The organism is Rhizobium sp. IY2 (assembly GCF_047532935.1).
Lineage (GTDB): Bacteria > Pseudomonadota > Alphaproteobacteria > Rhizobiales > Rhizobiaceae > Rhizobium > Rhizobium anhuiense.
Genome location: NZ_JBLKNU010000011.1, coordinates 53486 through 77104, shown reverse-complemented (window position 1 = coordinate 77104; position 23619 = coordinate 53486). Strand labels below are relative to the sequence as shown.

Annotated in this window: 29 protein-coding genes; 10 read left to right on the top strand and 19 right to left on the bottom strand. The window is 62.1% G+C overall.

Translation table 11 applies throughout. The annotated features are described in order from the left end of the window. Positions 1-25 precede the first annotated feature (25 nt). Positions 26-2023 (bottom strand): methyl-accepting chemotaxis protein, encoded by a 1998-nt coding sequence (locus ACMUVN_RS26830; protein WP_097594928.1) that lies wholly within the window; start codon positions 2021-2023, stop codon positions 26-28. Between the two features lie 437 nt (positions 2024-2460). Here ACMUVN_RS26830 and ACMUVN_RS26825 point away from each other — a divergent pair, with 437 nt between their 5' ends. After that, complete coding sequence (locus tag ACMUVN_RS26825; protein ID WP_414815686.1) at positions 2461-3336, top strand: transporter substrate-binding domain-containing protein; 876 nt, start codon at positions 2461-2463, stop codon at positions 3334-3336. Positions 3337-3360: 24 nt separating this feature from the next. Here ACMUVN_RS26825 and ACMUVN_RS26820 read toward each other — a convergent pair whose 3' ends face one another. From ACMUVN_RS26820 to ACMUVN_RS26800, 5 genes are all read right to left on the bottom strand, one after another. Further along, positions 3361-3774, bottom strand: coding sequence for a tellurite resistance TerB family protein (locus ACMUVN_RS26820; RefSeq protein WP_025570278.1), 414 nt, complete (start codon positions 3772-3774; stop codon positions 3361-3363). A 100-nt stretch (positions 3775-3874) separates the two neighbouring features. Next, positions 3875-4582, bottom strand: a complete 708-nt coding sequence (locus ACMUVN_RS26815; protein ID WP_414815685.1) for a thermonuclease family protein — start codon at positions 4580-4582, stop codon at positions 3875-3877. An 11-nt stretch (positions 4583-4593) separates the two neighbouring features. Next, positions 4594-5268: a S24 family peptidase gene (locus ACMUVN_RS26810; RefSeq protein WP_028756107.1), complete on the bottom strand. Its 675-nt coding sequence runs from the start codon at positions 5266-5268 to the stop codon at positions 4594-4596. A 334-nt stretch (positions 5269-5602) separates the two neighbouring features. Then, a complete protein-coding gene (locus tag ACMUVN_RS26805) occupies positions 5603-6193 on the bottom strand; it encodes a hypothetical protein (RefSeq protein ID WP_414815684.1) in 591 nt (196 codons plus the stop codon). A 7-nt stretch (positions 6194-6200) separates the two neighbouring features. Beyond that, the gene (locus tag ACMUVN_RS26800; protein WP_414815683.1) at positions 6201-6380 is read right to left on the bottom strand and encodes a hypothetical protein; all 180 of its coding nucleotides are present in this window, start codon (positions 6378-6380) and stop codon (positions 6201-6203) included. A gap of 11 nt (positions 6381-6391) precedes the next feature. Here ACMUVN_RS26800 and ACMUVN_RS26795 point away from each other — a divergent pair, with 11 nt between their 5' ends. After that, on the top strand, positions 6392-7264 hold the full coding sequence (locus ACMUVN_RS26795; protein WP_414815682.1) for a DUF3800 domain-containing protein: 873 nt from the start codon (positions 6392-6394) through the stop codon (positions 7262-7264). 220 nt (positions 7265-7484) lie between these two features. On the opposite strand, the gene ACMUVN_RS26790 is transcribed toward ACMUVN_RS26795, so the two are convergent. The 3 genes from ACMUVN_RS26790 to ACMUVN_RS26780 form a co-directional block, all read right to left on the bottom strand. Next, entirely contained in the window at positions 7485-7730 is a 246-nt protein-coding gene (locus ACMUVN_RS26790; RefSeq protein WP_414815681.1) for a transposase, read from the bottom strand. 104 nt (positions 7731-7834) lie between these two features. Beyond that, positions 7835-8482: a response regulator gene (locus ACMUVN_RS26785; RefSeq protein ID WP_028756106.1), complete on the bottom strand. Its 648-nt coding sequence runs from the start codon at positions 8480-8482 to the stop codon at positions 7835-7837. Positions 8483-8573: 91 nt separating this feature from the next. Next, complete coding sequence (locus ACMUVN_RS26780) at positions 8574-8972, bottom strand: hypothetical protein (RefSeq protein WP_414815680.1); 399 nt, start codon at positions 8970-8972, stop codon at positions 8574-8576. 177 nt (positions 8973-9149) lie between these two features. Between ACMUVN_RS26780 and ACMUVN_RS26775 the strand changes: the two genes are divergently transcribed. Together ACMUVN_RS26775 and ACMUVN_RS26770 are read left to right on the top strand one after the other, a co-directional pair. After that, the gene (locus ACMUVN_RS26775) at positions 9150-9503 is read left to right on the top strand and encodes a DUF952 domain-containing protein (protein WP_025570287.1); all 354 of its coding nucleotides are present in this window, start codon (positions 9150-9152) and stop codon (positions 9501-9503) included. Beyond that, complete coding sequence (locus ACMUVN_RS26770) at positions 9500-10588, top strand: quinone-dependent dihydroorotate dehydrogenase (protein WP_028756105.1); 1089 nt, start codon at positions 9500-9502, stop codon at positions 10586-10588. The genes ACMUVN_RS26775 and ACMUVN_RS26770 overlap by 4 nt, the downstream gene beginning before the upstream one ends. Here the strand turns inward: ACMUVN_RS26770 and ACMUVN_RS26765 are convergent. From ACMUVN_RS26765 to ACMUVN_RS26755, 3 genes are all read right to left on the bottom strand, one after another. Further along, positions 10564-11910, bottom strand: a complete 1347-nt coding sequence (locus tag ACMUVN_RS26765) for an MATE family efflux transporter (RefSeq protein WP_414815679.1) — start codon at positions 11908-11910, stop codon at positions 10564-10566. The two genes, ACMUVN_RS26770 and ACMUVN_RS26765, sit on opposite strands and share 25 nt — an antisense overlap. 87 nt (positions 11911-11997) lie before the next feature. After that, complete coding sequence (locus ACMUVN_RS26760; RefSeq protein ID WP_047617023.1) at positions 11998-12495, bottom strand: CAP domain-containing protein; 498 nt, start codon at positions 12493-12495, stop codon at positions 11998-12000. A gap of 1 nt (position 12496) precedes the next feature. Then, on the bottom strand, positions 12497-12763 hold the full coding sequence (locus ACMUVN_RS26755; RefSeq protein ID WP_028756102.1) for a DUF6460 domain-containing protein: 267 nt from the start codon (positions 12761-12763) through the stop codon (positions 12497-12499). A gap of 140 nt (positions 12764-12903) precedes the next feature. On the opposite strand from ACMUVN_RS26755, the gene ACMUVN_RS26750 reads away from it, so the two are divergent. From ACMUVN_RS26750 to ACMUVN_RS26740, 3 genes are all read left to right on the top strand, one after another. Next, positions 12904-13836, top strand: a complete 933-nt coding sequence (locus tag ACMUVN_RS26750) for a methyltransferase domain-containing protein (RefSeq protein WP_414815678.1) — start codon at positions 12904-12906, stop codon at positions 13834-13836. Between the two features lie 212 nt (positions 13837-14048). Next, positions 14049-14684: a YitT family protein gene (locus tag ACMUVN_RS26745; protein ID WP_047617264.1), complete on the top strand. Its 636-nt coding sequence runs from the start codon at positions 14049-14051 to the stop codon at positions 14682-14684. A gap of 97 nt (positions 14685-14781) precedes the next feature. After that, a complete protein-coding gene (locus tag ACMUVN_RS26740) occupies positions 14782-14949 on the top strand; it encodes a hypothetical protein (protein ID WP_155295742.1) in 168 nt (55 codons plus the stop codon). A gap of 67 nt (positions 14950-15016) precedes the next feature. On the opposite strand, the gene ACMUVN_RS26735 is transcribed toward ACMUVN_RS26740, so the two are convergent. Next, positions 15017-15478: a carboxymuconolactone decarboxylase family protein gene (locus tag ACMUVN_RS26735; protein WP_414815677.1), complete on the bottom strand. Its 462-nt coding sequence runs from the start codon at positions 15476-15478 to the stop codon at positions 15017-15019. 23 nt (positions 15479-15501) lie between these two features. Then, entirely contained in the window at positions 15502-16002 is a 501-nt protein-coding gene (locus ACMUVN_RS26730) for an RrF2 family transcriptional regulator (RefSeq protein ID WP_025570300.1), read from the bottom strand. 133 nt (positions 16003-16135) lie between these two features. On the opposite strand from ACMUVN_RS26730, the gene ACMUVN_RS26725 reads away from it, so the two are divergent. From ACMUVN_RS26725 to pdeM, 3 genes are read left to right on the top strand one after another with little or no spacing between them, the layout of a single operon-like run. Then, entirely contained in the window at positions 16136-16768 is a 633-nt protein-coding gene (locus ACMUVN_RS26725; protein WP_025570301.1) for a YitT family protein, read from the top strand. 47 nt (positions 16769-16815) lie between these two features. Continuing rightward, positions 16816-19326: a ligase-associated DNA damage response DEXH box helicase gene (locus ACMUVN_RS26720; RefSeq protein ID WP_097594992.1), complete on the top strand. Its 2511-nt coding sequence runs from the start codon at positions 16816-16818 to the stop codon at positions 19324-19326. A gap of 43 nt (positions 19327-19369) precedes the next feature. Next, on the top strand, positions 19370-20095 hold the full coding sequence (gene pdeM / locus ACMUVN_RS26715; protein WP_414815731.1) for a ligase-associated DNA damage response endonuclease PdeM: 726 nt from the start codon (positions 19370-19372) through the stop codon (positions 20093-20095). A 43-nt stretch (positions 20096-20138) separates the two neighbouring features. Here the strand turns inward: pdeM and ACMUVN_RS26710 are convergent, their stop codons facing one another. The 5 genes from ACMUVN_RS26710 to ACMUVN_RS26690 form a co-directional block, all read right to left on the bottom strand. After that, complete coding sequence (locus ACMUVN_RS26710; RefSeq protein WP_025570306.1) at positions 20139-20720, bottom strand: transglycosylase SLT domain-containing protein; 582 nt, start codon at positions 20718-20720, stop codon at positions 20139-20141. A gap of 145 nt (positions 20721-20865) precedes the next feature. Beyond that, a complete protein-coding gene (locus ACMUVN_RS26705) occupies positions 20866-21423 on the bottom strand; it encodes a dihydrofolate reductase family protein (RefSeq protein WP_414815676.1) in 558 nt (185 codons plus the stop codon). Positions 21424-21616: 193 nt separating this feature from the next. Beyond that, entirely contained in the window at positions 21617-22417 is an 801-nt protein-coding gene (locus tag ACMUVN_RS26700) for a TIGR02186 family protein (RefSeq protein ID WP_047617015.1), read from the bottom strand. After that, the gene (locus ACMUVN_RS26695) at positions 22417-23340 is read right to left on the bottom strand and encodes a sulfite exporter TauE/SafE family protein (RefSeq protein ID WP_047617014.1); all 924 of its coding nucleotides are present in this window, start codon (positions 23338-23340) and stop codon (positions 22417-22419) included. Before ACMUVN_RS26695 ends, ACMUVN_RS26700 begins: the two co-directional genes overlap by 1 nt. Beyond that, positions 23337-23570 carry a hypothetical protein gene (locus tag ACMUVN_RS26690; protein WP_047617013.1) on the bottom strand — a complete coding sequence of 78 codons (234 nt, stop codon included), beginning with the start codon at positions 23568-23570 and terminating at the stop codon, positions 23337-23339. The genes ACMUVN_RS26695 and ACMUVN_RS26690 overlap by 4 nt, the downstream gene beginning before the upstream one ends. Positions 23571-23619 lie beyond the last annotated feature (49 nt).

The window sequence follows — 23619 nt, the reverse complement described above, 5'->3', positions numbered from 1 at the left end:
CTTGCCAATGCCTGTTTTGACCGGCTCAGAATTCCGTCCAGTCGGCATCTGGGCTTGACGATGGTGTGCTGCTGCCGGCGCCGAAGGCGTTGGCGATTTTCTGGCCGAGCGCGCGGGCCGGCGAGGCGGCCGGACGGGCGGTGCCTTCTTTGGCGACGCGGATCGGGGCTGCCCTGACCGCCGGGCGCGGGGCCACGCGCGGTGCTGCGGCCGGGATCGGCGCGCTGGCGGTGAAGCCGCCTGTGCCGGTCAGCCTGAACTGGCCGAGCAGATTGTTCAGCGCCGCCGCTTCGGTGGCGAGGCTGTGGCTGGCGGCGGTGGATTCCTCGACCATCGCCGCATTCTGCTGGGTGCCCTGATCCATGGTGTTGACGGCGGTGTTGATCTCCTGAAGCCCGATCGATTGTTCGCGGGAGGCTTCGGCGATCGCGTGGACATGCTGGTTGATTTCCTGCACTTCGGCAACGATCGCATCGAGCGCCTTGCCGGTCTCGCCGACCAGCGAGACGCCGGTCTGCACATGTGTGCCGGAATTGGTGATCAGCCCCTTGATCTCCTTGGCGGCATTGGCCGAGCGCTGGGCGAGTTCGCGCACTTCCTGGGCGACGACGGCAAAGCCCTTGCCGGCTTCGCCGGCGCGCGCCGCTTCGACGCCCGCGTTCAGGGCCAGCAGGTTGGTCTGGAAGGCGATGTCGTCGATGACGCCGATAATGTTGGAGATTTCACCCGAGGATTTCTCGATCTGCTGCATGGCGGAAACGGCCTTGCGGACGACCTCGCCGGATTTCTCGGCGCCGAGGCGGGTGCGGGCGACGAGCTGGCTCGCCTCCTCGGCACGCTTGGCGGCGTCGCGCACCGTCGTGGTGATCTCTTCGAGGGCCGCTGCCGTCTCTTCGACCGAGGCCGACTGCTGTTCCGTCCGGTGGGAAAGCTCGTCGGCGGACGAGCGGATCTCGTTGGCGCCGGCGCCGATCGCCCGGGCATTGGCGCCGACCGTATGCATGGTTTCGTTGAGCTTCTCGACCGAATTGTTGAAATCCTCACGCAGCGCATCGAGATGCGCGACGAAAGGCTCGTCGATATGCGAGGCGAGATCGCCGGCGGCAAGGCGGCGCAGGCCGTCGCCGAGTGCGGCAACGGCGCGTTCGAGTTCGGATGCTTCGCGGGCCTTCTGCGCCTCGCGTTCGCGCCGCTCGCTATCGCTGACATTGCGGTCGGTTTCGGCGCGTGCCTCGATCTCGGCCCGTTCGATCGCGTTGTCGCGGAAGATCGAGACGGCCTTTGCCATCTGGCCGACTTCGTCGCGGCGGTCGAGGCCGCTGACTTCGCTTGTCGTATCGCCTTCGGCAAGCCGCGTCATGCGCTGGCGCAGCTGCGTCATCGGGCCGGCGATGCCCATCTGGGCGACGACCACGCTGACGCCGACGGCAATGAGAACGGCGATGCCGATCAGCACGAGGCAGAGGACGATCCGCCCGTTGACGGAAGCCGAGAGCGCATCGCCGCCATCATTGAGCATCGCCATCATCGCATCATTGTTGGCGATCATTTTCGGCGTCAGGGCATCGAGCTTGGCATTGATCAGGGCAACATTCGAAAGCGCGCCGGCGCTGTCCTTGGCCTTGCTCTGTTCGATGATCTTGTTTGCCAGGATTTCGATTTCGTCGATGCCGGCCTGGATCTCATCGATCGCCGCCTTGCGGCTGGGCACCAGCGCCAGCGCCTGCTTCATCCGGTCACGCGCCTGCGGCAGCTTGCTCGGCGTGGCGAGCGCCGTCTGGAATGCCGGCGTATCGGGCTTCATGTCGGCAATCAGGGTTACCTGCAGCACCGAGGCCACCGCCGATGCGCTGGCGCGCGCGCTCAGCATCGAGGCCTGCGCTTCATGATCGATGAAGGCGCTGTAGGCGGCGTCCGCACGGCGGAACTCGGAGATGACGTAGATCAGCCCGGCCATCGTGATCAGCCCGAGCAGCGCCACGACCGAGATGATTTTTGTGCGGATTTTCAGATGCTTCAGCATGGAAATGTCACCCGATTGACGGGGCGTGTCGCGCGCCCGGTGCTTTTGAAATCAATTGCTGCAGAAAGGACTGCTTCAATATTGCGGTTCAAGGATAGGTTTGGACTGACGCGTGCATCATGCGATCGGCTGGCGGGGTCCGATGTCGTCGCAACAAATAAAAGGCGATATTCTTTAATTCCGCGCTAACACGGCGGCGCGGATGCCCGCAATTTTTAGGGGCAAAAGCTGCGCGCCATGGCACCCAGGATCAAGCCTCGGAACCGGCATGCAACAGAGCCTCATTCTGAGGTGCTCCGCCGGCCTCGAAGGGCGAGGCGGGTGTGTCGACGCGACTGTCATTCTGCTCCCCCACTCCCACACATATTCCCCGCCACGCATGACTCTGATACATCTCGCCGCAACGCTTCCCACTGAGCCCCGAGATCAAGATCACGATGACGCAATCCAAGCTGGCATCCCTGACTCTGAAGGTTTTCTTCGCGTTCGGCCTGTTCTTGTCAGCGCTCTTTTCGAGCCTTGCCGCATCCGCCCAGCAGGCGTCGCCCTCGCTGCCGCTGCTTTTCGATGCGCGCGAACGTCTTGCGAGACCGGATCTCTCCTCGCTGGTGCGCCTGCGCTTCCTGACATCGGTCGATTTCCCGCCCTTCAATTTCACCGATCAGAACGGCAAGCTCTCCGGCTTCAATGTCGACCTCGCCCGCGAAATCTGCAGCGAGCTGGAGATCTCGGACAAGTGCCAGATCCAGGCGATCCCCTTCGCCGACCTCAAGGATGCGCTTGCCGCCTCGCAGGGCGATGCCGTCATTGCCGGCCTTGCCGTGACGCCGGAGCTGCGCCGGCAATTCGTCTTCTCCCGACCCTATCTGATGCTGCCGGCGCGCTTCGTGCGCAATCTCGCCGTGCCGCTCGACGGCAAGACGGCTGCCGCCCTTTCCAGCCATCCGGTCGGTGTCGTCCGGGGGACGGTGCATGAGGCGATGCTGGCCGCCTTCTTCCCGGCGATCAAGGCGCAAGCCTTCGACACCAAGGACGCCCTGCTGACGGCGCTCAAGGACCGCAAGGTCGATGCCGCTTTCGCCGATGCGCTGCAGCTTTCCTTCTGGGTCTCTTCGCCGGCTTCGGCCAAATGCTGCGCGCTTTTCGACGGTCCCTATCTCTCCGAACATTTCCTCGGCGAGGGCATGACGATCATGCTGCGGCAGAAGGATGGCGTGCTGACGGCGGCCATCGACCACGCGCTCGCCACGCTGTCGCGCAACGGCCGTCTTCAGGAAATCTATCTGCGGTATTTCCCCTACGGGCTCTATTGACGCCGCGGTCCGAACTGCGGGCGCTCAGCCCTTGCGGAAGCGCGCAATCGCGCTGCGCTCGATCGCCGCGCAGGTGAGCTTGTCGAGACCGAGCCGGTCGCGCAGCAGGCTGAGCAGCCGCAATTCTTCCGCCTTGACCGAAAGATCGGCGGAGGCCACTTCGACGGCCAGCGCATAGGCCGTGTCGTAAAGCTTTACCGGCAGGGTGTCGCGCACGGTTTCGAGCACGACGTCGAGGCCTTCCGGCCCGGCCAGCAGCGCGGCGCAGTCGCGCGCCACCGAAATCAGCTTGTCGTCGTCGAAATCCCGGAAAACCGGCAGGAACCCGATCAACTGGCCGATCCTTGTCATCTCCCTGTCGTTCATCGTGCTGTCGACGGCGGATGCCATGACCATCACGTAGATCAGCGCATCATGGGCGGAAAGCGGCTTGTTCATCTCTGATTCCTTTTTCGATCTGCCCAGATTAGGAATTGGTTGCAGTCATTACAAGAGATCGGCCATATCCGCGGCTGTTCGCGCTTGTCATGGCGGCCGGTCATTTGCGGCGCGGATCGGCGCCATAGACGCCTTTTCCCGCCTGCTTGGCCGTCTCGGCGATCCCCGCAAGCGGCGACCCCGCCGCCGCTTCCGCCCAGCCATTTTCGGCAAGCCATGAGCCGAGATCCTGGGTGCCGAGCCGGCAGGCGGCCGTCACCGTTTCCTTCCATTCCGCTGTCTCGACATCGCAAGTGACGCTGCGGTTGCGCAGCAGCTGACGCAGCGCCGTCTTCGCCATCATGCCGCAGGGCCATTGCCGGCCCGCCGGCCCGCATATTCTGTCGGCCGGCGTCGGCACGATGCCGGTAAGCTGAAGTTTCCGCTCGCCAAAGGAAAGCATGCCGGCATGTTCGACCATCGGCCGCGCCAGCTCCATCGGTTTTTTCGCGGCCGGGCCGGCCGCCTGCCCGGCCGTCGTCTCCGCTTTTTGCGCTATATTGGCGGGTTTGGGTGCGACATCGCCGCCTGGATCCGGAGCGGGCGGAACCGCCGGTTCCGCTGACCGGGCGATCATTTCGGCTTGATCGTCCGAAATCGCAGCGGCTTTGCCGGCTGCGGGGGCAGCCTCCGCCGCAGTCGCCGTTTCCTCTGCGGACGTCGTCTCTTCCCCGACTGCGCTGCCGCGAAGTCTTGCTTCGCCCGCCATCAGCAGGCCGGCCACCACCACCATCCCTGTGAGACCTGTGAAGATGGCGGCAGGGCGCATGGAATATCTTCCTATTGGCTGGCCCAGATGATGCGGGCGATCCAATCGACGTCGGAAAGCTCGAGGGTGCGGTTGGGATGTTCGGGATTGAGTGACATCAGTTCGATCGACCGAGGGCTCTGCCGCAGCAGCACCTTGGCCATCACCTCGCCCTCGTTTGTGCGCACGACGACGCGGTCGTTGCGCCGCACCTGGGCGCCCGGCTCGACGATCAGCACGTCGCCGTCGCGGTAAAGGGGCATCATGCTCTCGCCCTGCACCTCCAGCGCATAGACGCCCGCCTTCTGTGCCGGGGCTGCCGGAAATTCCACCACGTCCCAGCCCTGGCCGGCCGGAAAACCGCCATCGTCGAAAAAGCCGCCGGCGCCGGCCTGCGCGAAGCCGAGCAGTGGAATGGAGCTGCCTTGCGGCGGAAACGCGCCGTCAGACTGTCCGGCCGGCTGTCCCGGCCCGGCGTCCGGCCGCATGAAGGCAAGAAACTCCTCCATGCTCGCCCCTGTCGCGTCGAGCACCTTGGCGATCGATTCCGTCGAAGGCCAGCGCAAGCGCCCGTCGGCGGAAAGCCGTTTCGACTTGTTGAACGAGGTCGGGTCGAGCCCGGCGCGGCGCGCAAGACCGGATGGCGTCAGCTCGCGCCGTTCGGCAAGCCTGTCGATCGCTTCCCAAATCTGGTCGTGTGACAGCATGCGCGCGATTCCGTGCGGCTCATCCTCAAACATGTCGCGCAAAACCGTGCAGCGGTTTTGCGATAACGACATGCGGTGAAACAAAAACTTAAAGCGCGAGAGCGATCGGAAGGATCGCGACGCGCTTTAAGCCGCGGCTCAACCGGGCGGAATGTTAACCGAGCGTGCCGCCCGAGTAAAGATAAAGGAGGAATAAAATCCTGGCCATGTATCTGATACGCCCGCGCGAGAATCGGGTATATGTAAATCTCCGATTGAAAGGAGACGCTCATGGTAAAGAAACCCATAGGTGGCGATGGGAAAGATCATCGCAGCGCCGTGACAGGCCGTTATGTCAAGGAGAGCTATGCTGATAAGCATCCAAGAACAACGGTGAGCGAGAGCCGTCCAAAGCCGCCACCGCCGGGGAAGAAGGGTAAATAGCTGTAAAGAACAGCCACGCTGCTATTCCTACCATCGGTGCCACAGCTGACAGCGAAGCTCCGTAAATAAGAGCTTTGCTGTTCTGCGTTAGAAACGTTCCGTTTTTTTCAATGTTGTCCTGATAGTTTTGGGCTTCGCCCCAAAGGACTTCATTCAACGGCCTATTCAGCACGCTATACCAGCACTCCGGATGTGTCCCCGGATAAAAGAAATCGACGGGACGCGCCGCCCAGAGGCAGATACAGGCTCCAATTGCCATAAGGCCAGAACCAACTAACCCAGCGATGAGAATTGGCAGATCGCCGCTTTTATCCCAATAGGCGATCGCTCCTGCACCAATCGCAGCGGCCACCGACGCAAAGAACGCCGCCATTGTCATAGCACGCTGATCCGCCGCAATCGCCGCTTCGAATTGAGCCTGTAGAAACGTCTCTCCTTGCTGCAATAGACGTTCGGCCATTTCTAGCGATGGCACTGTCATTTCGCTGTTTTGATCTGTCATCGTTGCCTCACAAAAAAGCCCGCTCATTTGGCGGGCTGGCTCCGTCTGGCTTGTTGTCCTTCGGTGGTAGCGCCTTCGCGATCCTGCTTAGCCGCTCATCAAAGCGCTTCTCGTAGTTGTCCGTCTCGAACTGGCGAGTAGCGTTGCGGAACTTGTCCTCTTGCAACTTCTCATTCTTCGCGTTCATAGTTGATCCTTATGGGCGACCCAACAATTCCAGACTACGAGTTCATAGCATATATCGACGAGTCGGGAGACCCAGGCTTGAAACGCGTGCGGCCTGTTGATGAAGCTGGCAGCACCGAGTGGCTAGTCATATCAGCGGTGCTCGTACGACGATATCGTGACGACGAAACAAAAGCTTGGGTCACGAACTTGAACAATGCGGTCGGCCGCACTCACAACCACGTCATCCATTTTAAAGACCTTGACGAAGATCAAAAACTGACGATGTGCCATGAGATTGCAAAGCTGCCCGTTAGAATTTTCTGCGTAGCCTCCAACAAAAAGAACATGCGCGGCTACACTAACGAGAAAGCTGCAAGTGTCAGTACGAAGCAATGGTTCTACAACTGGATAGTCCGCATACTGATCGAGCGTGTCACTGACTTTTGCCTACGGTTCGCCGAAGATGAAGGGTTGCAGCGCCGTCACGTCAAGTTTGTCTTTTCTCAGACAGGCGGCCACTCATATAGTCAGACCGCAGCGTATCACGACCTCATAAAGAGACAGGCGCGAGGGAAAACCATTTATCTCAATAAATGGTCGCCCCGATGGGAAGTGATGAGTTTTCACCTAGTAGAGAACTACCCTCACTACCAAAGGGCGGGATTGCAACTCGCCGACGTGGCGGCCAGCGCATTCTATCAGGCCGTTGACAACCTAGACACCGGCCCATGCCGTTGCGACTATGCCGAGGCACTATCCCCTCGCGTTGCACATGATGCCGGCCACGACAAACGTGACTACGGTTTAGTTCTCCAACCAACGAGGTATTGGGAGGCGAATCTGTCTGCTGACCAAGAGCGGATCTTTCGTTTCTATGGGTACAAGTTCAAAAAAAAGTGGTAGGCCCCGGCTCCTGTTTCGTCCGATGTTGATAGGCTGCGTCTGTGCTGCCATACATCGGATAAGACGCAAAAGCGTCGAGAGTGGTCGGCGTTCCTACCAAGATGGATTGTATCAGATTCTCAATATGAATCAATATCTTAACGACGTTATGGCTAAGGCTTTGATATTGATTCACAATTCGCGTTATTCACAGGCGACCGTCCTCAAACTCAAATGAAAGCTACCGCGAGTGGCCCCGATATGACTGCTTAGAAACAGATTGGTTATAGGTAAGCCACTTGCCCATGATGCCGTGGCGCTCTGTGCCTTCGGTTCTTCTTTGAAGGCATCGTGACCACGCTTTCCAGCTTGTAGATACGGCCCTGTAGCCACAGTGAGGGCAAGCCGGGTCTTGTGGCCACCGAATGCTCTCCACATGGAAGGCAGCCGCCTCGTTGTGAAAATATTCCCTCCACAAAGCCAACATGACAGCATAGAATCCCTAAGCTGTTGGGATTCTCGTATTCGCAAGGTTTGAATTCGCCAAGGAAATACTAGGAATAAAATCCTGTCACGTCAGGCGTGCCACGCTCAGGCGACCATCGCCATGTTGATCTTGCCGAGTTGGATCACCGCCTGCGTCCGGCTGTCGACATCGAGTTTCAGCAGGATCGCCGAGACATGCGCCTTGATCGTCGCCTCGGAGACGCCGAGTTCATAGGCGATCTGCTTATTCAGCAGCCCTTCGCCGAGCATGGTCAGCACCCGGCTCTGCTGCGGCGTCAGCGTATGCAGGCGGTGGATCAGGTCGGCGACATCGGGATCCTGCTCCTGCCCGTCGCGGTAGCTTTCCGGCGTGGCGATGTCGCCGGCAAGCACCGTCTGGATGCTCCGGCGGATATCGTCGATGCCGGAGGATTTCGAAATGAAGCCGGAAGCCCCGAGCTCCAGCGCCCGGCGGATCGTCGTCGCATCGTCGGTGGCCGAGACGATGACGATCGGCAGGCTGGCGAATTCCGAGCGCAATGCCATCAGCCCGGAAAAGCCGCTGACGCCGGGCATGGCGAGGTCGAGCAGCATCAGGTCGGCATCCGCATGGGCGCCGGCGGCCCGGCGTGCGGCCGCGAAATCGCCGGCTTCGACGATCGACTGCCGGCCTTCCATGCCGATCACCGCCTGGCGTAGCGCGTCGCGGAAAAGCGGATGATCGTCGGCAATGATGATGGTCTGTTCCTGCATCGAAAACTCCCTCCCAAGAGCCCGATCATGCCTGCATGCGACGCCGTCCCTCCGCGTTGCATGCTGGCTTGCTGGCATAGGACTATATCAATCAGGTCTTCTGCGGAAGGGGATTGGTGTTTTCCTCAGCCTGGAACTCCTTCACCATCCCCATGAAACTCTTCATCATCCGCTCCATGATGCTGATCGAACGCTCGACCTCGGCGTCGCTCGGCAGCGCGCGCTGGGCGACATTGCCCTGTTCAAGCGCCGTCACCCGCTTTGCCAGCCGGTCGAGTTCGTCCTCATAGGCCGCCCGCTCGTCGGCCGCCATCCGGCAGACGAGGGCGCCGTCCTTGTCCTGGCAGATCGACATGGCCCCGGTCTGCCGGTCGAGCCGGACAAAATGATCGCCGCTCTTCTCCAGCTGGAAGCGGCCGGCATCGGGTTCAGCCGCCGAGGCCGCCAACGGCAGGAGAAAAACGCCAAGTGTCAGAACCAAAACCTTCATCGTCTCATCCTCCGGATTTTGCTACTGGAGCATGATGCCGAAAAGTGTGCGCGGTTTTCGGACGACATCATGCTCTAATTCTGTTCCAGCGGTCCCGTTTTTCGCGCCGGGGCGTGGACATCGCCGCCTCTTTCCGGCAAAGCCTCGTGACCAAGGACCAGCAGTCGCGAGGCCATGATGACCCTGACACCGACCCTTTACAAGATCGTGACGGAAACGCTCTGGCAGCAAGCCAGACAAACCGGCACTTTTCATGGCGCCGGCATCGATCTCACGGATGGCTTCATCCATTTCTCGACGGCAGCCCAGGTGAAGCAGACCGCCGCCCTGCATTTTGCCGGCCAGTCCGGCCTGCTGCTGATTGCGGTCGATGGCAGCGGCTTCGGTGACAAGCTGGTCTTCGAGCCTTCGCGCGGCGGCGATCTCTTCCCGCATCTCTTCGCCGATCTGCCGCTGGCGGCCGTGCTCTGGGAGGCGCCTCTGCCGCTCGACGAAGCCGGCGCCCATATTTTCCCGGAGCTTAGGCCATGATCGATCCTTTCAAGCGTCTCGCCCGCAAGGGTCTCTTCCTGTTCGATCCGGAAACGGCACACGGCATGTCGATCGCCGCGCTGAAATCCGGCCTCGTGCCCGCCTGCCAGCTCAAGCCCGATCCGCGCCTGCGCCAGACCGTCGCCGGCCTTACCTTCGACAACCCGCTCGGCATGGCCGCGGGTTACGACAAGAATGCCGAGGTGCCGGAGGCGCTGCTGAAGCTCGGCTTCGGCTTTACCGAGATCGGCACGGTGACGCCGAAACCGCAATCCGGCAATCCGCGGCCGCGCATCTTCCGCCTGGTGGAGGATGAAGGCGTCATCAACCGTCTCGGTTTCAACAATGAAGGCCATGATGCCGCCTTTGGGCGCCTCGCCGCGCTAACGGGCGGTGGCATGATCGGCGTCAATATCGGCGCCAACAAGGACAGCGAGGACCGCGTCGCCGATTATGTCGCCGGCATCCGCCGCTTCTATTCCGTCGCCCGCTATTTCACCGCCAACATCTCCTCGCCGAACACGCCCGGCCTGCGCGACCTGCAGGGGCGCGAAAGCCTGGCGGTGCTGCTGTCATCCGTGCTTGCGGCACGCGACGAGATGGCGGCGACAACAGGCCGGAAGATCCCGGTCTTTCTGAAGATCGCCCCCGATCTGACCGAGGAAGGCATGGATGATATCGCCGCCGAAGCACTCTCGCATGCGCTGGATGGCCTGATCGTTTCCAACACCACGCTGTCGCGCGACGGGCTGAAGGATCAGCGCCAGGCGAAGGAGGCGGGCGGCCTTTCCGGCGTGCCGCTGTTCGAAAAGTCGACGGCGGTGCTCGCCAGGATGCGCAAGCGCGTCGGCCCTGATCTGCCGATCATCGGCGTCGGCGGCGTCTCCTCGGCCGAAACCGCGCTGGAAAAGATCAGGGCCGGCGCCGATCTCGTCCAGCTCTATTCCTGCATGGTCTATGAAGGCCCGGGCCTCGCCGGCGATATCGTCCGCGGCCTGTCGAAACTCCTGGACCGCGAAAAGGCCGGCTCGATCCGCGACCTGCGCGATACCAGGCGGGATTATTGGGCGGCGCGGAAGGTCTGATCGGCGCGCCGCTTGACCAGCATCGCCAGGAAGACGCCGCGGAAGAGCAGGAAGGCGTTCATCGCCAGCCACAGGCCATGATTGCCGAAGAGCGGCACGAAGACCGCGAGCATCAGCAGATAGCCGGCAAAGGACATCAGCATCCGGTTGCGCATCTCGGCCGACCATGTCGCGCCGATGAAGACCCCGTCCATCAGGAAGGCGAGCGCGCCGGTCAGCCCCGTCACCGCCGCCCAGGGCAGATAGGTTTCGGCCGCCTGCCGGACCTCGGCTGAAGTCGTCAGCACTGAGATCAGCCAGGGTCCGGCGAGGAAGAAGAAGGCGGAGCCGATTGCCGCCAGCCCGAAGGACCACAAGATCGTCAGCCTCAGCCCGCGGTCGAAGGCCGGCCGGTAACGCGCGCCGATCGCCCGGCCGATAATCTGTTCGGCGGCATTGGCAAGCCCGTCGAGATAGTAGCCTGATAGCAGGAAGAAATTCATCACCACGGCGTTGGCGGCAAGCGTCACCGCGCCGAAGCTGGTGCCGATCCGCGTCATGATGGTGAAGGCGCCGATCAGCACGAAGGTGCGGATCAGGATGTCGCGGTTGAGCGCGAAAAGCTCGGCCAGCCGATGCCGCGAAACGATCTCCGCCCATGCCGGCCGCTCTGCCTTGTTAAAGCCGCGCAGCACGATGACAAGCCCGGCAAGCGCGCCGACGGTTTCGCCCGCCATCGTTCCCCAGGCGACCCCCGCCACGCCCCAATCGAGGGTCAGGCCGAGATAGATGGAAAGCAGGATGTTGATGCCGTTGATGATCGCCTGCAGCAGCAGTCCGATATTGCCCTGTCCGCGTCCGAGCACGAAGCCGAGGATGGCGTAATTCGCCAGCGCCGCCGGTGCCGCCAGCATGCGGATGGAGAAATAGGTGCTGGTCGCCTCTGCGATCGCACCCTCCGCGCCCATCAGCGTCAAGCCCGCCGCCATCAGCAGTGGCGAAAGACAGAGCAGCGACAGCCCGCAGCCGAGCGCCGAGATCATCGCCCTGGAGAAAACCGCCTGCTGTTCGTGCTGATCCCGGCGGCCATAGGCCTGCGCCGTCAGCCCTGTGGTCGAAGCGCGCAGGAAGTTGAAGCTGCCGAGGATCAGATCGAAGAGCATCGCGCCGATCGCCAGCCCCGCCAGCGCCTCCGCATTGCCCATGCGGCCGACCACGGCGGTGTTGGTCAGCCCGAGCAGCGGCGTCGTCATGAAGCCGAGCGTCATCGGAAGGGCGATCGACAGCACCAGCCGGTGGGTCACGTCGAAAGCGAGCCTGTTGTCGTCGATCCTGCTATCCATGCCTGCCTCGCCGCGACAGCGCCGCGCGTCCTGGTGAGAGGCGCTAGGGACGCTGTAACATTCTGAATTGCTGCAGGCGGAATCGCCTCAGCTGGAAAGCACCATGGCCCAATAGGGCAGGTTCCGGGAAGAGGGATTATGGGCGACGGCGACACCGAGGCCGTCATAACGCCCAAGCATGTTTTCCAGATGATGCGGCGAGTTGATCCAGGCCGTCACCACGGCATCGACGCTCTGCTGGCCGGAGGCGATATTCTCTGCCGCCGGCAGCCGGACACCACTTGCTTTCACACGTGCGCCAAAACTGTCGGTCATGCCCATGAGGTGCGCCATCTTGCCGGCGCTCGCCATGCGCTTCGCCTGGAAGAGAGCAGCCGTACTCGCTGCCGGGTCGACGGCCAGCGGCGGCAGGCCGTTTTTGGCTCTGAGCTGGTTGACGAGCGGCAGCACCCGCGCCGTCTCGTCCTCGCCGTCGGACGGCGTCCCGGCGATCCGCGGGGTCGTGGTGCAGCCGGCGATGCCGGCGGCGAGCGCAAGTCCGGAAAGGCGCAGCAGCCCGCGCCTGGAAAGATCGATGGATGTCATGTTAGCGGCGGTAGCTGAAAAGACGAAGGATGACGAAGAGCGGGATGACGATCGTCGCGCCGAGGATCAGATAGTCGCCGACGCGCCCGAGTGCCGAAAAGCCCCGGTGCCAGACTTCCAGGATGAAGTCGCGCACGCCGTCGATGATGCTCCACGGCGTCAGGCCGAAGACGGTCATGACGAAACCGACGATCAGCGACACCACGATAAGCTTTATCACTGTGCGGCCGATTGAATCGCCGAGGAACCTGTTCGCCTGATCGGACATAAGCCATCTCCTGTTTGCCCTTGGAATAAGGTCGCGGCCTTCAGCCCGCAAGCCCTTTCCGGAATTGGCCGCTTCGCCTCTGAAATAGGACTTGAGTTTTTTTGTGGCCGCCGCCAAATGCGGGCCAACCAATAGGTCCGTTGATGCACCACCAGCTTTCCTCCGGCGATGTCATCGCCGACCGCCGCGCCGACTATGCCAGGATGCTCGAAGAAGGCGGTGAGCCGGACGCGGCCGCCGAGCTGATGGAACAGGCGCTCGAACTCGTGCCGGCCTGGGCCGCCGGCTGGTATCGCCTCGCCACCTATCTGGAAAAGGCGGGCAGGGCGGATGCCGCGATCGAGGCCTACCGCAGGACGCTTGCCTTCGATCCCGATGATATTTTCGGCGCAACCCTCAAGCTCGCCCTTCTCGGCGACGTAGCCACGCCCGACCGGCCGCCAAGCCGCTATGTCGAGCGCCTTTTCGACGACTATGCCGATCGTTTCGAATCAGCCCTTGTTGAAAAACTCGACTACAGCGTCCCGCAGAAGCTCGCAGCGCTGATCGCCTCCACCGGCAGGCGTTACGAACGCGCCGTCGATCTCGGCTGCGGCACCGGCCTGCTCGGCCCGGAGATCCGTGGCCGTGTCGACCGCCTGGAAGGCTTCGACCTCTCGCAGAACATGCTGGTGAAGGCGGCCGAGAAACAGGTGTATGACAGTCTCGCCCAGGCCGACCTCTCGCTCGCACCCGATCTCTCCGGTCTCTTTGCCGATGCCGCCCGCCATCGCGCCGATCTGGTGACGGCGGCCGATGTGCTGATGTATCTCGGCAATCTCGAAAGCGTCTTTGCCATCATCGGAGAACTCGCGGCATCAGGCGCCGATATCGCCTTTTCCGTCGAGGATGCCGGAGACGGCGAGGGCTTCCATCTCGCCCCGTCGCTGCGTTACGCCCATTCGGAAAGCTATGTCAGGGCGCTTCTTGCCCGTCACGGCTTGCAAATCCTTGCGACCGTCAAGTCGGTCATTCGCAAAGATGGCGGAAAACCGGTATCCGGCATTCTGTTCCTTACGCGCAAACCAGCGTGAGCGAACATTTCTTGCCATTTTTTAATAGGTCAGCATTGCTTACCTATTTTGCTTGATCAAAAGACCGAAAAACCCGATACTGCGCTGCATCATCAGAGATGCCCGGCAATTATCGCCGAGGCGCTCCGGCTTCTTTCATTATGCAAAATTCCGTCGCGCCCGGGTCTCCCCCAGCGCGTTTTTTAACATCGTCTGCCGTGGAGATTGGCGACATGACACAGCTCATCAATGCTCTTGGCGTCTGGAACACCAGCGCGACGCGCCACACCCCGATCGAGGATGTGCAGGGCATATTCTCCGGCAGCCTCGTTGCCGCGCTCGGCCTCTACGTGCTTGCCAGCGCCGGCCTTCTCACCGGCAGCACCGCCGGTGTGGCCTTCCTTCTGCACTATGCCTTCGACGTCAATTTCGGCCTCGCCTTCTTCCTGCTCAACCTGCCGTTCTTCTATCTCTCCTGGAAGCGCCTCGGCATGGCCTTCACCATCAAGACCTTTGTCGCCATCGGCCTGACCTCGGTGATTGCCGATGTGCAGTCGCGCTTCTTTTCGATTTCGAGCATTCATCCGGCCTGGGCCGCCCTGCTCGGCGGCCTGCTGCTCGGCTTCGGCCTGCTGGCGCTTTATCGCCACCGCGCCAGCCTCGGCGGCGTCGGCATTCTCGGCATCTATCTGCAGGAGCGTTTCGGCATCCGCGCCGGCCTCGTCCAGCTCGCCATCGACATGTGCGTGCTCGCCGCCGCCTTCTTCGTCACCACCCCGCCGGTGGTCTTCTATTCGGTGCTCGGCGCCGTCGTCCTCAACCTTTTCGTCGCCATCAATCACCGAGCCGATCGCTACATCGCGCTCTAACCTTACAAAACGGTAAGCCATTCTAAACAAATCGTAACTTGCCTCAGATCGGCCCCGGCGCGACACTCCTCCCGCGCCGGATTTGATGAGGTGAACTATGTCAGATTTGGAAAAGCTTGTGAGACGCCGTATGCAGGAAGAATACGCCAAGGGCACTTCCGCAGAGGAAATTGCGAAAGTCGTCCGAGACCTGTTCAACAGCATCGACCTCTCGGACAATCGGTTTGACGCCGTTGCCGTACGGGCCACCCGGGATCACGAGTGACCCGATATTCGACCGACCCGAGTTTTCGGGTCGGTTGCCAGAGGATGTTTCCCCTCCAGCAAATATCTCACGCAGCCTTCGTTGCCGCATCAATCGGATGCTGCGAGCGGAAGCCGACGGCAAGCCGGTTCCAGATGTTGATCGCGCCGATCGCCACCGTAATCTCAGTCATCTCCTTCTCGGAGAAATGCGCCTTCAGCGTCTCGTAGTCGGCATCCGGGGCGCCAGTTTTGGCGATGTTGGTGACGGAATCCACCCAGCCGAGCAGCGCCCGTTCGCGGGCGTCATAGACCGGGGATTCCCGCCAGACGCACATCAGATTGATCCATTGTTCGGAGAGCCCGTCATGGCGGGCTTCCTTCACATGCATGTCGACGCAATAGGCGCAGCCGTTGATCTGCGAGGCGCGCAGCTTGATCAGGTGGATGAAGCGGCGCTCCAGCCCGGAGGACTGGACATATTGCTCGAGTGCAGCGACCGCCTTGTAGGCATCGGGAGCGGCTTTGGCGAAGTTGAAACGTGGTTGCATGGTCTTTCTCCTGTGTGAGTGGCTCAGCGAGCCGTCTTGCGTTCATGGATTTCGAGGAAAGCGCAGCCTCTGGCTGCGATCGATCCGTCGTCGAGGGCATTCAGTTCGATGCCGAGATCGGCAATGCTGGTCTTGGCAAGTTCGGCCCGATAGACCCGTTCGGCTCTGAGCATCGCCGCACTGATGGTGCAGGGTTGGGCAAAGAAGCGATCGGAGACCGGGTTCGGTCCGCGCTGGCGGATTTCGGCGCAGCGGAAGGCCGGCGCCGGTCCTTCGACGGCAAGCAGGATGTCAAGCAGCGAAATCTCGCTTGCCGCCTTTGCCAGCCTGTATCCGCCTTTCGGCCCCGGCACGGTATCGAGGATGCCAGCGCCCGACAGCGCCTGCAGATGCTTCAACAGATAACTCGTCGAGACGCCGTGGAATTCCGCCAGCGCGGCCGCCGAAAGCACGCCGCCTTCGGAGAGTCCGGAAAGCATCGCCACGCTGTGAATGGCCTGCTCGACCCCGTCGCTCATCTTCATGCAGGATGCCTCCTCAATTCGTGGATAAAAAATATCCACGATTATATCGGATGTCAAGAGGCGCGCTTGCTGCTTGCCACTTGCCTTTATCCTGACCCCGGATAGAAGACGGAAAAGCCGACAGGGGAACAACATGGCATCCAACGCTTTCGCAGGCCTTCTGAATTCCAGCGCCGATCGTCATTCGCTCTTCGACGACGCCCAGGGCATCGTCGCCGGCAGCATGCTCGCCGTGCTCGGCGTAACGCTTCTCTCCGGCGCCGGGCTGCTTGCCGGCGGCACGGCGGGCATGGCCTTCCTCGCCCATTATGCGACCGGCTTCAGCTTCGGCCTCTGCTTCTTTGTCGTGAACCTGCCCTTCTATTATCTTGCTTTCCGCCGTTTGGGTCTCGCTTTCACCATCAAGACCTTTGCCGCCATCGCGCTGACCTCGGTCCTGTCTGAATTCGTCTCGGGCTTCATCACCATTGCCCATGTCGATCCGATAGCCGGCGCGCTGTTCGGCGGCCTCGTCATCGGCGCCGGCATGCTGGCGCTCTTCCGCCACCGCGCCAGCCTCGGCGGCATCGGCATTCTCGCCCTCTATCTCCAGGATCGCTTCGGCTGGCGCGCCGGCTTCGTTCAGCTCGGCTTCGACGGCATCATCCTGGCGCTTTCCTTCTTCGTCGCCACCCCCTTCATCATCGCCTGCTCCGTGCTTGGTGCGATCGTTCTCAACCTCACGATTGCCATCAACCACCGCAAGGACCGCTATATCGCCATGTGAAGGCCTGCGGCTCTTCTTTTTCCCTGGCATTTCACTACCTTCCAGGCGTGGACCAGATCGATTCCGAAGCCCGTGCCCTGCTGCCTGCCGCCTTTACCCGCTGGTTTGCGGAAAAGGGCTGGCGACCGCGCGCCCATCAGCTGGAATTGCTCGCGCGCGCCGAGGCCGGTGAAAGCACGCTGCTGATTGCGCCGACCGGCGCCGGCAAGACGCTCGCCGGTTTTCTGCCCTCGCTCACCGATCTCACCCGCCGCGGCAAGATCCCGCCCGGCTCCGCCTTCACCGGCATCCACACGCTCTATGTCTCGCCGCTGAAGGCGCTCGCCATCGATATCGAGCGCAACCTGATGAAACCGGTCGCGGAGATGGGCCTGCCGGTCACGATAGAAAACCGCACCGGCGACACGCCGAACGCCAAGCGCCAGCGCCAGAAGCTCAACCCGCCGGATATTCTGCTGACCACGCCGGAACAGGTCGCCCTGCTGCTGGCCAACCGCGAGGCCGAACGCTTCTTCAAGGACCTGAAATATATCGTCCTCGACGAGTTGCATTCGCTCGTTACCTCCAAGCGCGGCCATATGCTCTCGCTCGGCCTGGCTCGTCTCCGCCGCCTTGCCCCCGACCTCAAGACCATCGGCCTCTCGGCCACCGTCGCCGAGCCCATGGACCTGCAGAAATGGCTGGTCGGCCAGGAGGAGGGCAGGGAGCATCATGCCGGCCTCGTCGTCGTCGAAGGCGGCGCCAAGCCCGATATCTCGATCCTGTCGACCGAGGAGCGCATTCCCTGGGCCGGCCATTCCGCCCGGTATGCCATTCCCGACGTCTACAACAAGCTCCTCGAACACAAGACGACGCTGCTTTTCGTCAACACCCGCAGCCAGGCCGAAATGCTGTTTCAGGCGCTCTGGACGATCAATGACGACAACCTGCCGATCGCGCTCCATCACGGCTCGCTCGATGTCGGCCAGCGCCGCAAGGTCGAGGCGGCGATGGCCGAAAACCGGCTGCGCGCCGTCGTTGCCACCTCTACCCTCGATCTCGGTATCGATTGGGGCGATGTCGATCTGGTCATCCATGTCGGCGCGCCGAAGGGCGCCTCGCGTCTTGCCCAGCGCATCGGCCGCGCCAATCACCGTATGGACGAGCCCTCGAAGGCGATCCTGGTGCCGGCCAACCGGTTCGAGGTCATGGAGTGCCAGGCCGCCCTCGACGCCAATTATATCGGCGCCCAGGACACCCCGCCCGTCGGCCGCGGCGCGCTCGACGTGCTCGCCCAGCACGTGCTCGGCATGGCCTGCGCCGAACCCTTCGACATGCTGGAACTCTACGACGAGGTCACCAGCGCCTCGCCCTATGCCGATCTCAGCTGGGAGACCTTCGAGCGCATCGTCGATTTCGTCGCGACCGGCGGTTATGCGCTCCGGACCTACGAGCGTTATGCCCGCATCCGCAAGACCAAGGAGGGCCGCTGGCGCGTCTCCAATCCTGCGGTCGCCCAGCAATACCGCCTCAACCTCGGCACCATCGTCGAAAGCCCGATGCTGAATATCCGCATGGTCAAGCGCGGCGAGGGCGGCAGGATCGGCCGTGGCGGCGCCACGCTGGGCAAGGTCGAGGAATATTTCCTCGAGCAGATGTCGCCGGGCGATACGTTCGTCTTCTCCGGCAAGGTGCTGCGCTTCGAGGGCATCCGTGAAAACGAGTGCCTGGCGTCGCAGGCCTTTTCGCTCGATCCGAAGATCCCCTCCTACAATGGCGGCAAGTTTCCGCTGTCGACCTATCTCGCCGAGCAGGTGCGGGCGATGATCGCCGATCCCGACCGATGGCAGCGCCTGCCGGATCAGGTGCGCGACTGGCTGTCCTTACAGAACGACAAGTCGATGCTGCCGAAGCGCGACGAGTTCCTGATCGAAACCTTCCCGCGCGGCAGCCGCGGCTACATGGTCGCCTATCCCTTCGAAGGCCGTCTCGCCCACCAGACGCTCGGCATGCTGCTCACCCGCCGGCTGGAGCGGGCCGGCGCCAAGCCGCTCGGCTTCGTCGCCACCGATTATTCGCTGGCCATCTGGGGGCTCGAGGATATGGGACTGATGATCGGCAATGGCCGGCTCAGCCTCTCCGACCTCTTCGATGAAGATATGCTCGGCGACGATCTCGAAGCCTGGCTCGACGAATCCTTCCTGTTGAAACGCACCTTCCGCAATTGCGCCGTGATTGCGGGCTTGATCGAACGCCGCCATCCGGGCAAGGAAAAGAGCGGCCGCCAGATCACCGTCTCCGCCGATCTGATCTATGACGTGCTGCGCAGCCACGAGCCGGATCACATCCTCTTGCAGGCGACGCGGCAGGATGCGGCGACGGGACTTTTGGATATTGGCCGTCTTGGCGATATGCTGAGGCGAATCAGGGGCCACATCACCCACCGCGCCCTCGACCATATTTCCCCGCTCGCCGTGCCGGTGATGCTGGAAATCGGACGCGAGGCGGTGCCGGGCGAGGCCCATGATGTGCTGCTCGCCGAAGCGGCGGACGATCTGATCGCCGAAGCGCTTGCTTGACGAGGCTTGGGCCTGACGACGGTATTTGGGAATAACAGAAGTGATGAACCGCCTGGCGCTGGCGCGCGACATATCGGGATTGGCCACGGTGCCGGGCGTCGAGACGTCGGTCCATGGCATTGCCGCCGTCTGCGATCCGCTCGGCGCTCTCTATCTGCCGGATGCCGGCCTGCTCGTCGTCTCCGACCTGCATCTGGAAAAGGGTGCGGCCTTTGCCCGCCGCGGCATGATGCTGCCGCCTTATGATACGCTGGCGACGCTGACCGTCCTTGCCGCCGTCATCTCGCGCTACGATCCGAAGCTCGTCGTCTCGCTCGGCGATAATTTCCACGACCGTATCGGCTCAAAGCATCTGCCGGAGAATTTCCGGGCGCTGATCGTCGAAATGGCGCGCGGCCGCGAATGGATCTGGATCAACGGCAACCATGATCCGGATGGCATCGTCGATCTGCCGGGCGCTTCCACTGACGAGATGCATTATGCCGGCCTGACCTTCCGCCACGAGCCGAAGAACGGCTTGCAGAAGGGCGAAATATCGGGCCACCTGCACCCGTCGGCCACGGTCCGCCGCCGCGACAAATCCGTCCGCCGCCCCTGCTTTGCCACCGACGGCGCCCGCCTCCTCATGCCGGCCTTCGGCGTCATGAGCGGCGGCCTCGACCTCGGCCATCAGGCGATGCACGGTCTTTTCGACAGGGGATCGCTGATCGCCCATCTGCTCGGCAGGGACCGGATCTACTCGGTGCGGTATGGGAATTTGCGGGGATAGCGCTACGACCCGTGTGCCGCGTTCCCCTCTGCACACCCTTAAATCAATCACACTCCCGTAGCTGCTGCTGATACGTCCCCGCCATCCGCGCGAACCTCTGCGCCGTCTGCTGTAATTGCCCGTTCGAGCGCCAGTCGCCGCGCTTATATCCGGTCGGACCGGAATAATAGGCGAGATAGAGATTATAGGCATCGTTCAGCGGAATGCCGGTCTCCACGCTGTTCTGGTAGTGATACCAGCCGATGAAATCGATCGCGTCGGAAAAGTTTGTCCGGCGCGCGGCCCAGTTCCCCGTCTGCGACTGATAGTGATCCCAGGTCCCGTCGAGCGCCTGCGAATAACCGTAGGCCGTCGACGGCCGGGTCCAGGGAATGAAGCCGAACAGCTTGGTGCGCGGCGGCCGCGCATAGGGTTGGAAGCCGGATTCGGTATACATCGTCGCCATCAGGATCGGCACCGGCACGCCGTATTTCTTCTCCGTCCGCTCGGCGGCACGCTGCCAGCTGGTGAAGAGCCCGTCGCGCTCGTCGAAGACGGCGCAGATGTTCCGCGTCTGTTTGGGCGCCGTCGCGCAGCCGGCAAGCAGCGCCAGCCCGACGGCTGTCAGAACGATACGAGTACGCATAACAAAACCTCTCGTTTCCGAGAGATTACTAACTCGTAAATGTTAAAGACCGGTTTTTAGTCGAATACGAAGTTTCCCGGATGCTTTCCCGGGCGGCCAGGGGGATGCTGGCCTGATCGCCGGGAGGCCTAAGGAGAGACGCCCGCTACGCTTTGACGGGCTCGTAGCGCAGGATCATCGCGCCGCCTTCCGTCGTCGAGGATTCGATCAGCTTCAGCGGCACCTGGCTTTCCGCAGATTTGAAAAGCGGGTTGCCGCTGCCGAGGATAACCGGCACGACGCAGAGCCTGATTTCATCGATGAGGCCGGCTTTCAGCAGGCTGTCGGCAAGCTCGGCGCTGCCGAAGATGAAGATCGTCTTGCCGTCCTCCTGCTTCAGCTTCGTCAATTCCGGGATTGGGTCGCTGACGATGCGGGCATTGGTCCAGCCGGGTTCGGTCATCGTCCGCGATACGGCGATTTTGGCGATGCCGTTCATATAGGCTTTGATCTCACCTTCGCCCTCGGCGGTCGGCCAGTAGGAAGCCATGCCCTCATAGGTCTTGCGGCCAAAGATCAGCAGATCGCCCTCCCTGCCGAACTTTTCGGCATAGCGCTGCAGCTCAGGTCCCCAGGCGAGATTGTGGAAGTCGATATCCCAAGGCTTCGTGCCTTCGAAATAACCGTCGAGCGTCATCAGGTTCCAGACAACAAGCTTTCTCATTTCCATCCTCCTCCTGGATTGCTCAAAACCAGTTGCGTTTAACAACTGGTTGAAAACTAAGCTGACTGATAGCGAAATGCAAGCGGTTTTTGGAGTGGACTATCCGGGCAGGCTGCTGCTGCCGGCAGGCCGTTGTGCTCGGCGCTTTGCCGAGCCTGTTTTCGGGGAGAAATCTTGAACGCCCTGCGGCGGATCAGTCCTTACGGAAGATCAGGCTGGCGCCCCAGCCGGTGATGACGGCGAGAGCCACGGCCGCGCAGCCGTAAAGGATCGGCTGATTGTGCGCCGCATCCGTGATCGTCTGTTCGATACCGGTCTTGATCACCCTTAGCGGCAGCGATTTGTCGGTCACGAAAAGGCCGCTCTTGAACAGATAGGCGCGCACCGTGTGCACCCCGTTCGGAATGTTGGCCGGCAGGCGCAGGCTCGCCTTGAAGAGGTTGGAGGAAACGAACCGCACACCGCTGGTGTTCCGGTCGTAGAGGCCGCCGCCCTGCTGCAGCCGCCGGAAGGCGTCGCGGAATTCGCCGAGATTGCTGCCGTCGCCGACGAAACCGACCGGCGTGAGCGGAATATGATCGATGCCGATCCCCTGATCGGTCAGCTCGAGCGGCGTCGTCAGATCGTCGGTCATGCGCGAGCTCGACATCGAATAGGAATGCGGCACTGCCTCGAAGGTCATCGAGCGTGTATTCACCCAGATGCCGAAGACCCGTTCCTTCCTGCGCACCGTCGCATCCTCGCGCGGGCCTTCCAGCACCACGACCACGTCATATTGGCCGATGGCGAGCAGCAGCTGGTCGGTGTTCGAGAGCGCCCCGAAGATTGTCAGGTCGGCGCCGTGGAAATCCGAAGTGATGGCGATTTCGCTGGTCGAGGTGCCGATTTCCAACCCTTCACGCACCGCTTCCGTCGCCTGGCCCGGCAGCCATTGCGCTCCGGCAGTCGCCGGCAGCAGGCAAAACAGTGCGATGATGAAAGCCAGCAGGCGCATCAGTTGCCCGCTCCCATGACCACCGAATAGACGTCGGCCGGCGTCACCACCAGCGCGACAGCCAGACGCAGGCCGACGGCGAGCACCAGCAGTCCGAGCAGGGCGCGCAGCTGTTCGCCGCGCAGCTTCTGGCCGACCCGCACGCCGTATTGCGCGCCGATGACGCCCGCCACCATCAGGATGAAGGCGAGCACGATGTCGACGGAGAAGTTCGTCGCCGCCTGCACGATCGTCGTATAGGCGGTGACGAAGATGATCTGGAACAGCGAGGTGCCGACGACGACATTGGTCGGGATGCGCAGCAGGTAGATCATCGCCGGCACCATGATGAAGCCGCCGCCGACACCCATGATCGAGGTGAGGATGCCGATCGCAAAGCCGAGCGCGACGACCGGAATGACGCTCAGATAGATCTTCGATTTCTTGAAACGCACCTTGAGCGGCAGTTTGTGCACCCAGTGCTGGTGGCCGGGCTTGCGCGGCGCCGGCGGCTCGTTGCGCGCTGCCCGCCGCATCGCATTGATGCTTTCGAGCAGCATCAGTCCGCCGACGGTGCCGAGGAAGATGACGTACATCAGCGAGATGATGAGATCGAGCTGGCCGACCCGGCGCAAAAGCGAGAAGATCCAGATGCCGACCGTGGCGCCCGATAGGCCGCCCAGCAGCAGCACCGTGCCGAGCTTGACGTCGAGCGTGCCGCGCCGGAAATGGGTGATCGCGCCCGAGATCGACGACGCCACCACCTGGTTGGCGCCGGTCGCGACCGCGACGACAGGGGGAATGTTGTAGAAGATCAGCAGCGGCGTGATGAGAAAGCCGCCGCCGACGCCGAACATTCCAGACAGGAATCCGACGGCCGCCCCCATGCCGAGAATGATGAAGATGTTCACCGACAATTCTGCGATGGGCAGATAGATTGTCACAGCTGACCCCGAATGATGACCGCTCCTGCCGGGCGGTTTCTGTCACGTCCCCGTTCGAATGCGCACCATACTGTGAAATCGTTGCCAGAGGCTTTCGATCGGGCCTGATTGGCGAAGAGATCGGCGGCAGAGGATTCGCCGGATGCGCGGATCGATATGTCCGGGCATAATCCGGCTTTTTTCAGGTTTTGTGACAGGCGGCGGAAAAATTGGAAGAAGCCTTGCGGCATTGTGCCGCCAGGCCCTTCAGATTGCCCAAAGCAGAGATATGAGACGATC

Coding starts and splice junctions, on each gene's coding strand:
- ACMUVN_RS26730 (WP_025570300.1), bottom strand. CDS start 16,002: ATGAAGATGAGCGACGGGGTCGAGCAGGCCATTCACAGCGTGGCGATG.
- ACMUVN_RS26690 (WP_047617013.1), bottom strand. CDS start 23,570: ATGCCGCAAGGCTTCTTCCAATTTTTCCGCCGCCTGTCACAAAACCTG.
- ACMUVN_RS26725 (WP_025570301.1), top strand. CDS start 16,136: ATGGCATCCAACGCTTTCGCAGGCCTTCTGAATTCCAGCGCCGATCGT.
- ACMUVN_RS26745 (WP_047617264.1), top strand. CDS start 14,049: ATGACACAGCTCATCAATGCTCTTGGCGTCTGGAACACCAGCGCGACG.
- ACMUVN_RS26780 (WP_414815680.1), bottom strand. CDS start 8,972: ATGAAGGTTTTGGTTCTGACACTTGGCGTTTTTCTCCTGCCGTTGGCG.
- ACMUVN_RS26705 (WP_414815676.1), bottom strand. CDS start 21,423: ATGAGAAAGCTTGTTGTCTGGAACCTGATGACGCTCGACGGTTATTTC.
- ACMUVN_RS26740 (WP_155295742.1), top strand. CDS start 14,782: ATGTCAGATTTGGAAAAGCTTGTGAGACGCCGTATGCAGGAAGAATAC.
- ACMUVN_RS26810 (WP_028756107.1), bottom strand. CDS start 5,268: ATGCTGTCACACGACCAGATTTGGGAAGCGATCGACAGGCTTGCCGAA.
- ACMUVN_RS26735 (WP_414815677.1), bottom strand. CDS start 15,478: ATGCAACCACGTTTCAACTTCGCCAAAGCCGCTCCCGATGCCTACAAG.
- ACMUVN_RS26700 (WP_047617015.1), bottom strand. CDS start 22,417: ATGCGCCTGCTGGCTTTCATCATCGCACTGTTTTGCCTGCTGCCGGCG.
- ACMUVN_RS26830 (WP_097594928.1), bottom strand. CDS start 2,023: ATGCTGAAGCATCTGAAAATCCGCACAAAAATCATCTCGGTCGTGGCG.
- ACMUVN_RS26820 (WP_025570278.1), bottom strand. CDS start 3,774: ATGAACAAGCCGCTTTCCGCCCATGATGCGCTGATCTACGTGATGGTC.
- ACMUVN_RS26710 (WP_025570306.1), bottom strand. CDS start 20,720: ATGCGTACTCGTATCGTTCTGACAGCCGTCGGGCTGGCGCTGCTTGCC.
- ACMUVN_RS26760 (WP_047617023.1), bottom strand. CDS start 12,495: ATGACATCCATCGATCTTTCCAGGCGCGGGCTGCTGCGCCTTTCCGGA.
- ACMUVN_RS26815 (WP_414815685.1), bottom strand. CDS start 4,582: ATGCGCCCTGCCGCCATCTTCACAGGTCTCACAGGGATGGTGGTGGTG.
- ACMUVN_RS26790 (WP_414815681.1), bottom strand. CDS start 7,730: ATGTTGGCTTTGTGGAGGGAATATTTTCACAACGAGGCGGCTGCCTTC.
- ACMUVN_RS26755 (WP_028756102.1), bottom strand. CDS start 12,763: ATGTCCGATCAGGCGAACAGGTTCCTCGGCGATTCAATCGGCCGCACA.
- ACMUVN_RS26770 (WP_028756105.1), top strand. CDS start 9,500: ATGATCGATCCTTTCAAGCGTCTCGCCCGCAAGGGTCTCTTCCTGTTC.
- ACMUVN_RS26775 (WP_025570287.1), top strand. CDS start 9,150: ATGACCCTGACACCGACCCTTTACAAGATCGTGACGGAAACGCTCTGG.
- ACMUVN_RS26785 (WP_028756106.1), bottom strand. CDS start 8,482: ATGCAGGAACAGACCATCATCATTGCCGACGATCATCCGCTTTTCCGC.
- ACMUVN_RS26765 (WP_414815679.1), bottom strand. CDS start 11,910: ATGGATAGCAGGATCGACGACAACAGGCTCGCTTTCGACGTGACCCAC.
- ACMUVN_RS26800 (WP_414815683.1), bottom strand. CDS start 6,380: ATGAACGCGAAGAATGAGAAGTTGCAAGAGGACAAGTTCCGCAACGCT.
- ACMUVN_RS26805 (WP_414815684.1), bottom strand. CDS start 6,193: ATGACAGATCAAAACAGCGAAATGACAGTGCCATCGCTAGAAATGGCC.
- pdeM (WP_414815731.1), top strand. CDS start 19,370: ATGAACCGCCTGGCGCTGGCGCGCGACATATCGGGATTGGCCACGGTG.
- ACMUVN_RS26795 (WP_414815682.1), top strand. CDS start 6,392: ATGGGCGACCCAACAATTCCAGACTACGAGTTCATAGCATATATCGAC.
- ACMUVN_RS26825 (WP_414815686.1), top strand. CDS start 2,461: ATGACGCAATCCAAGCTGGCATCCCTGACTCTGAAGGTTTTCTTCGCG.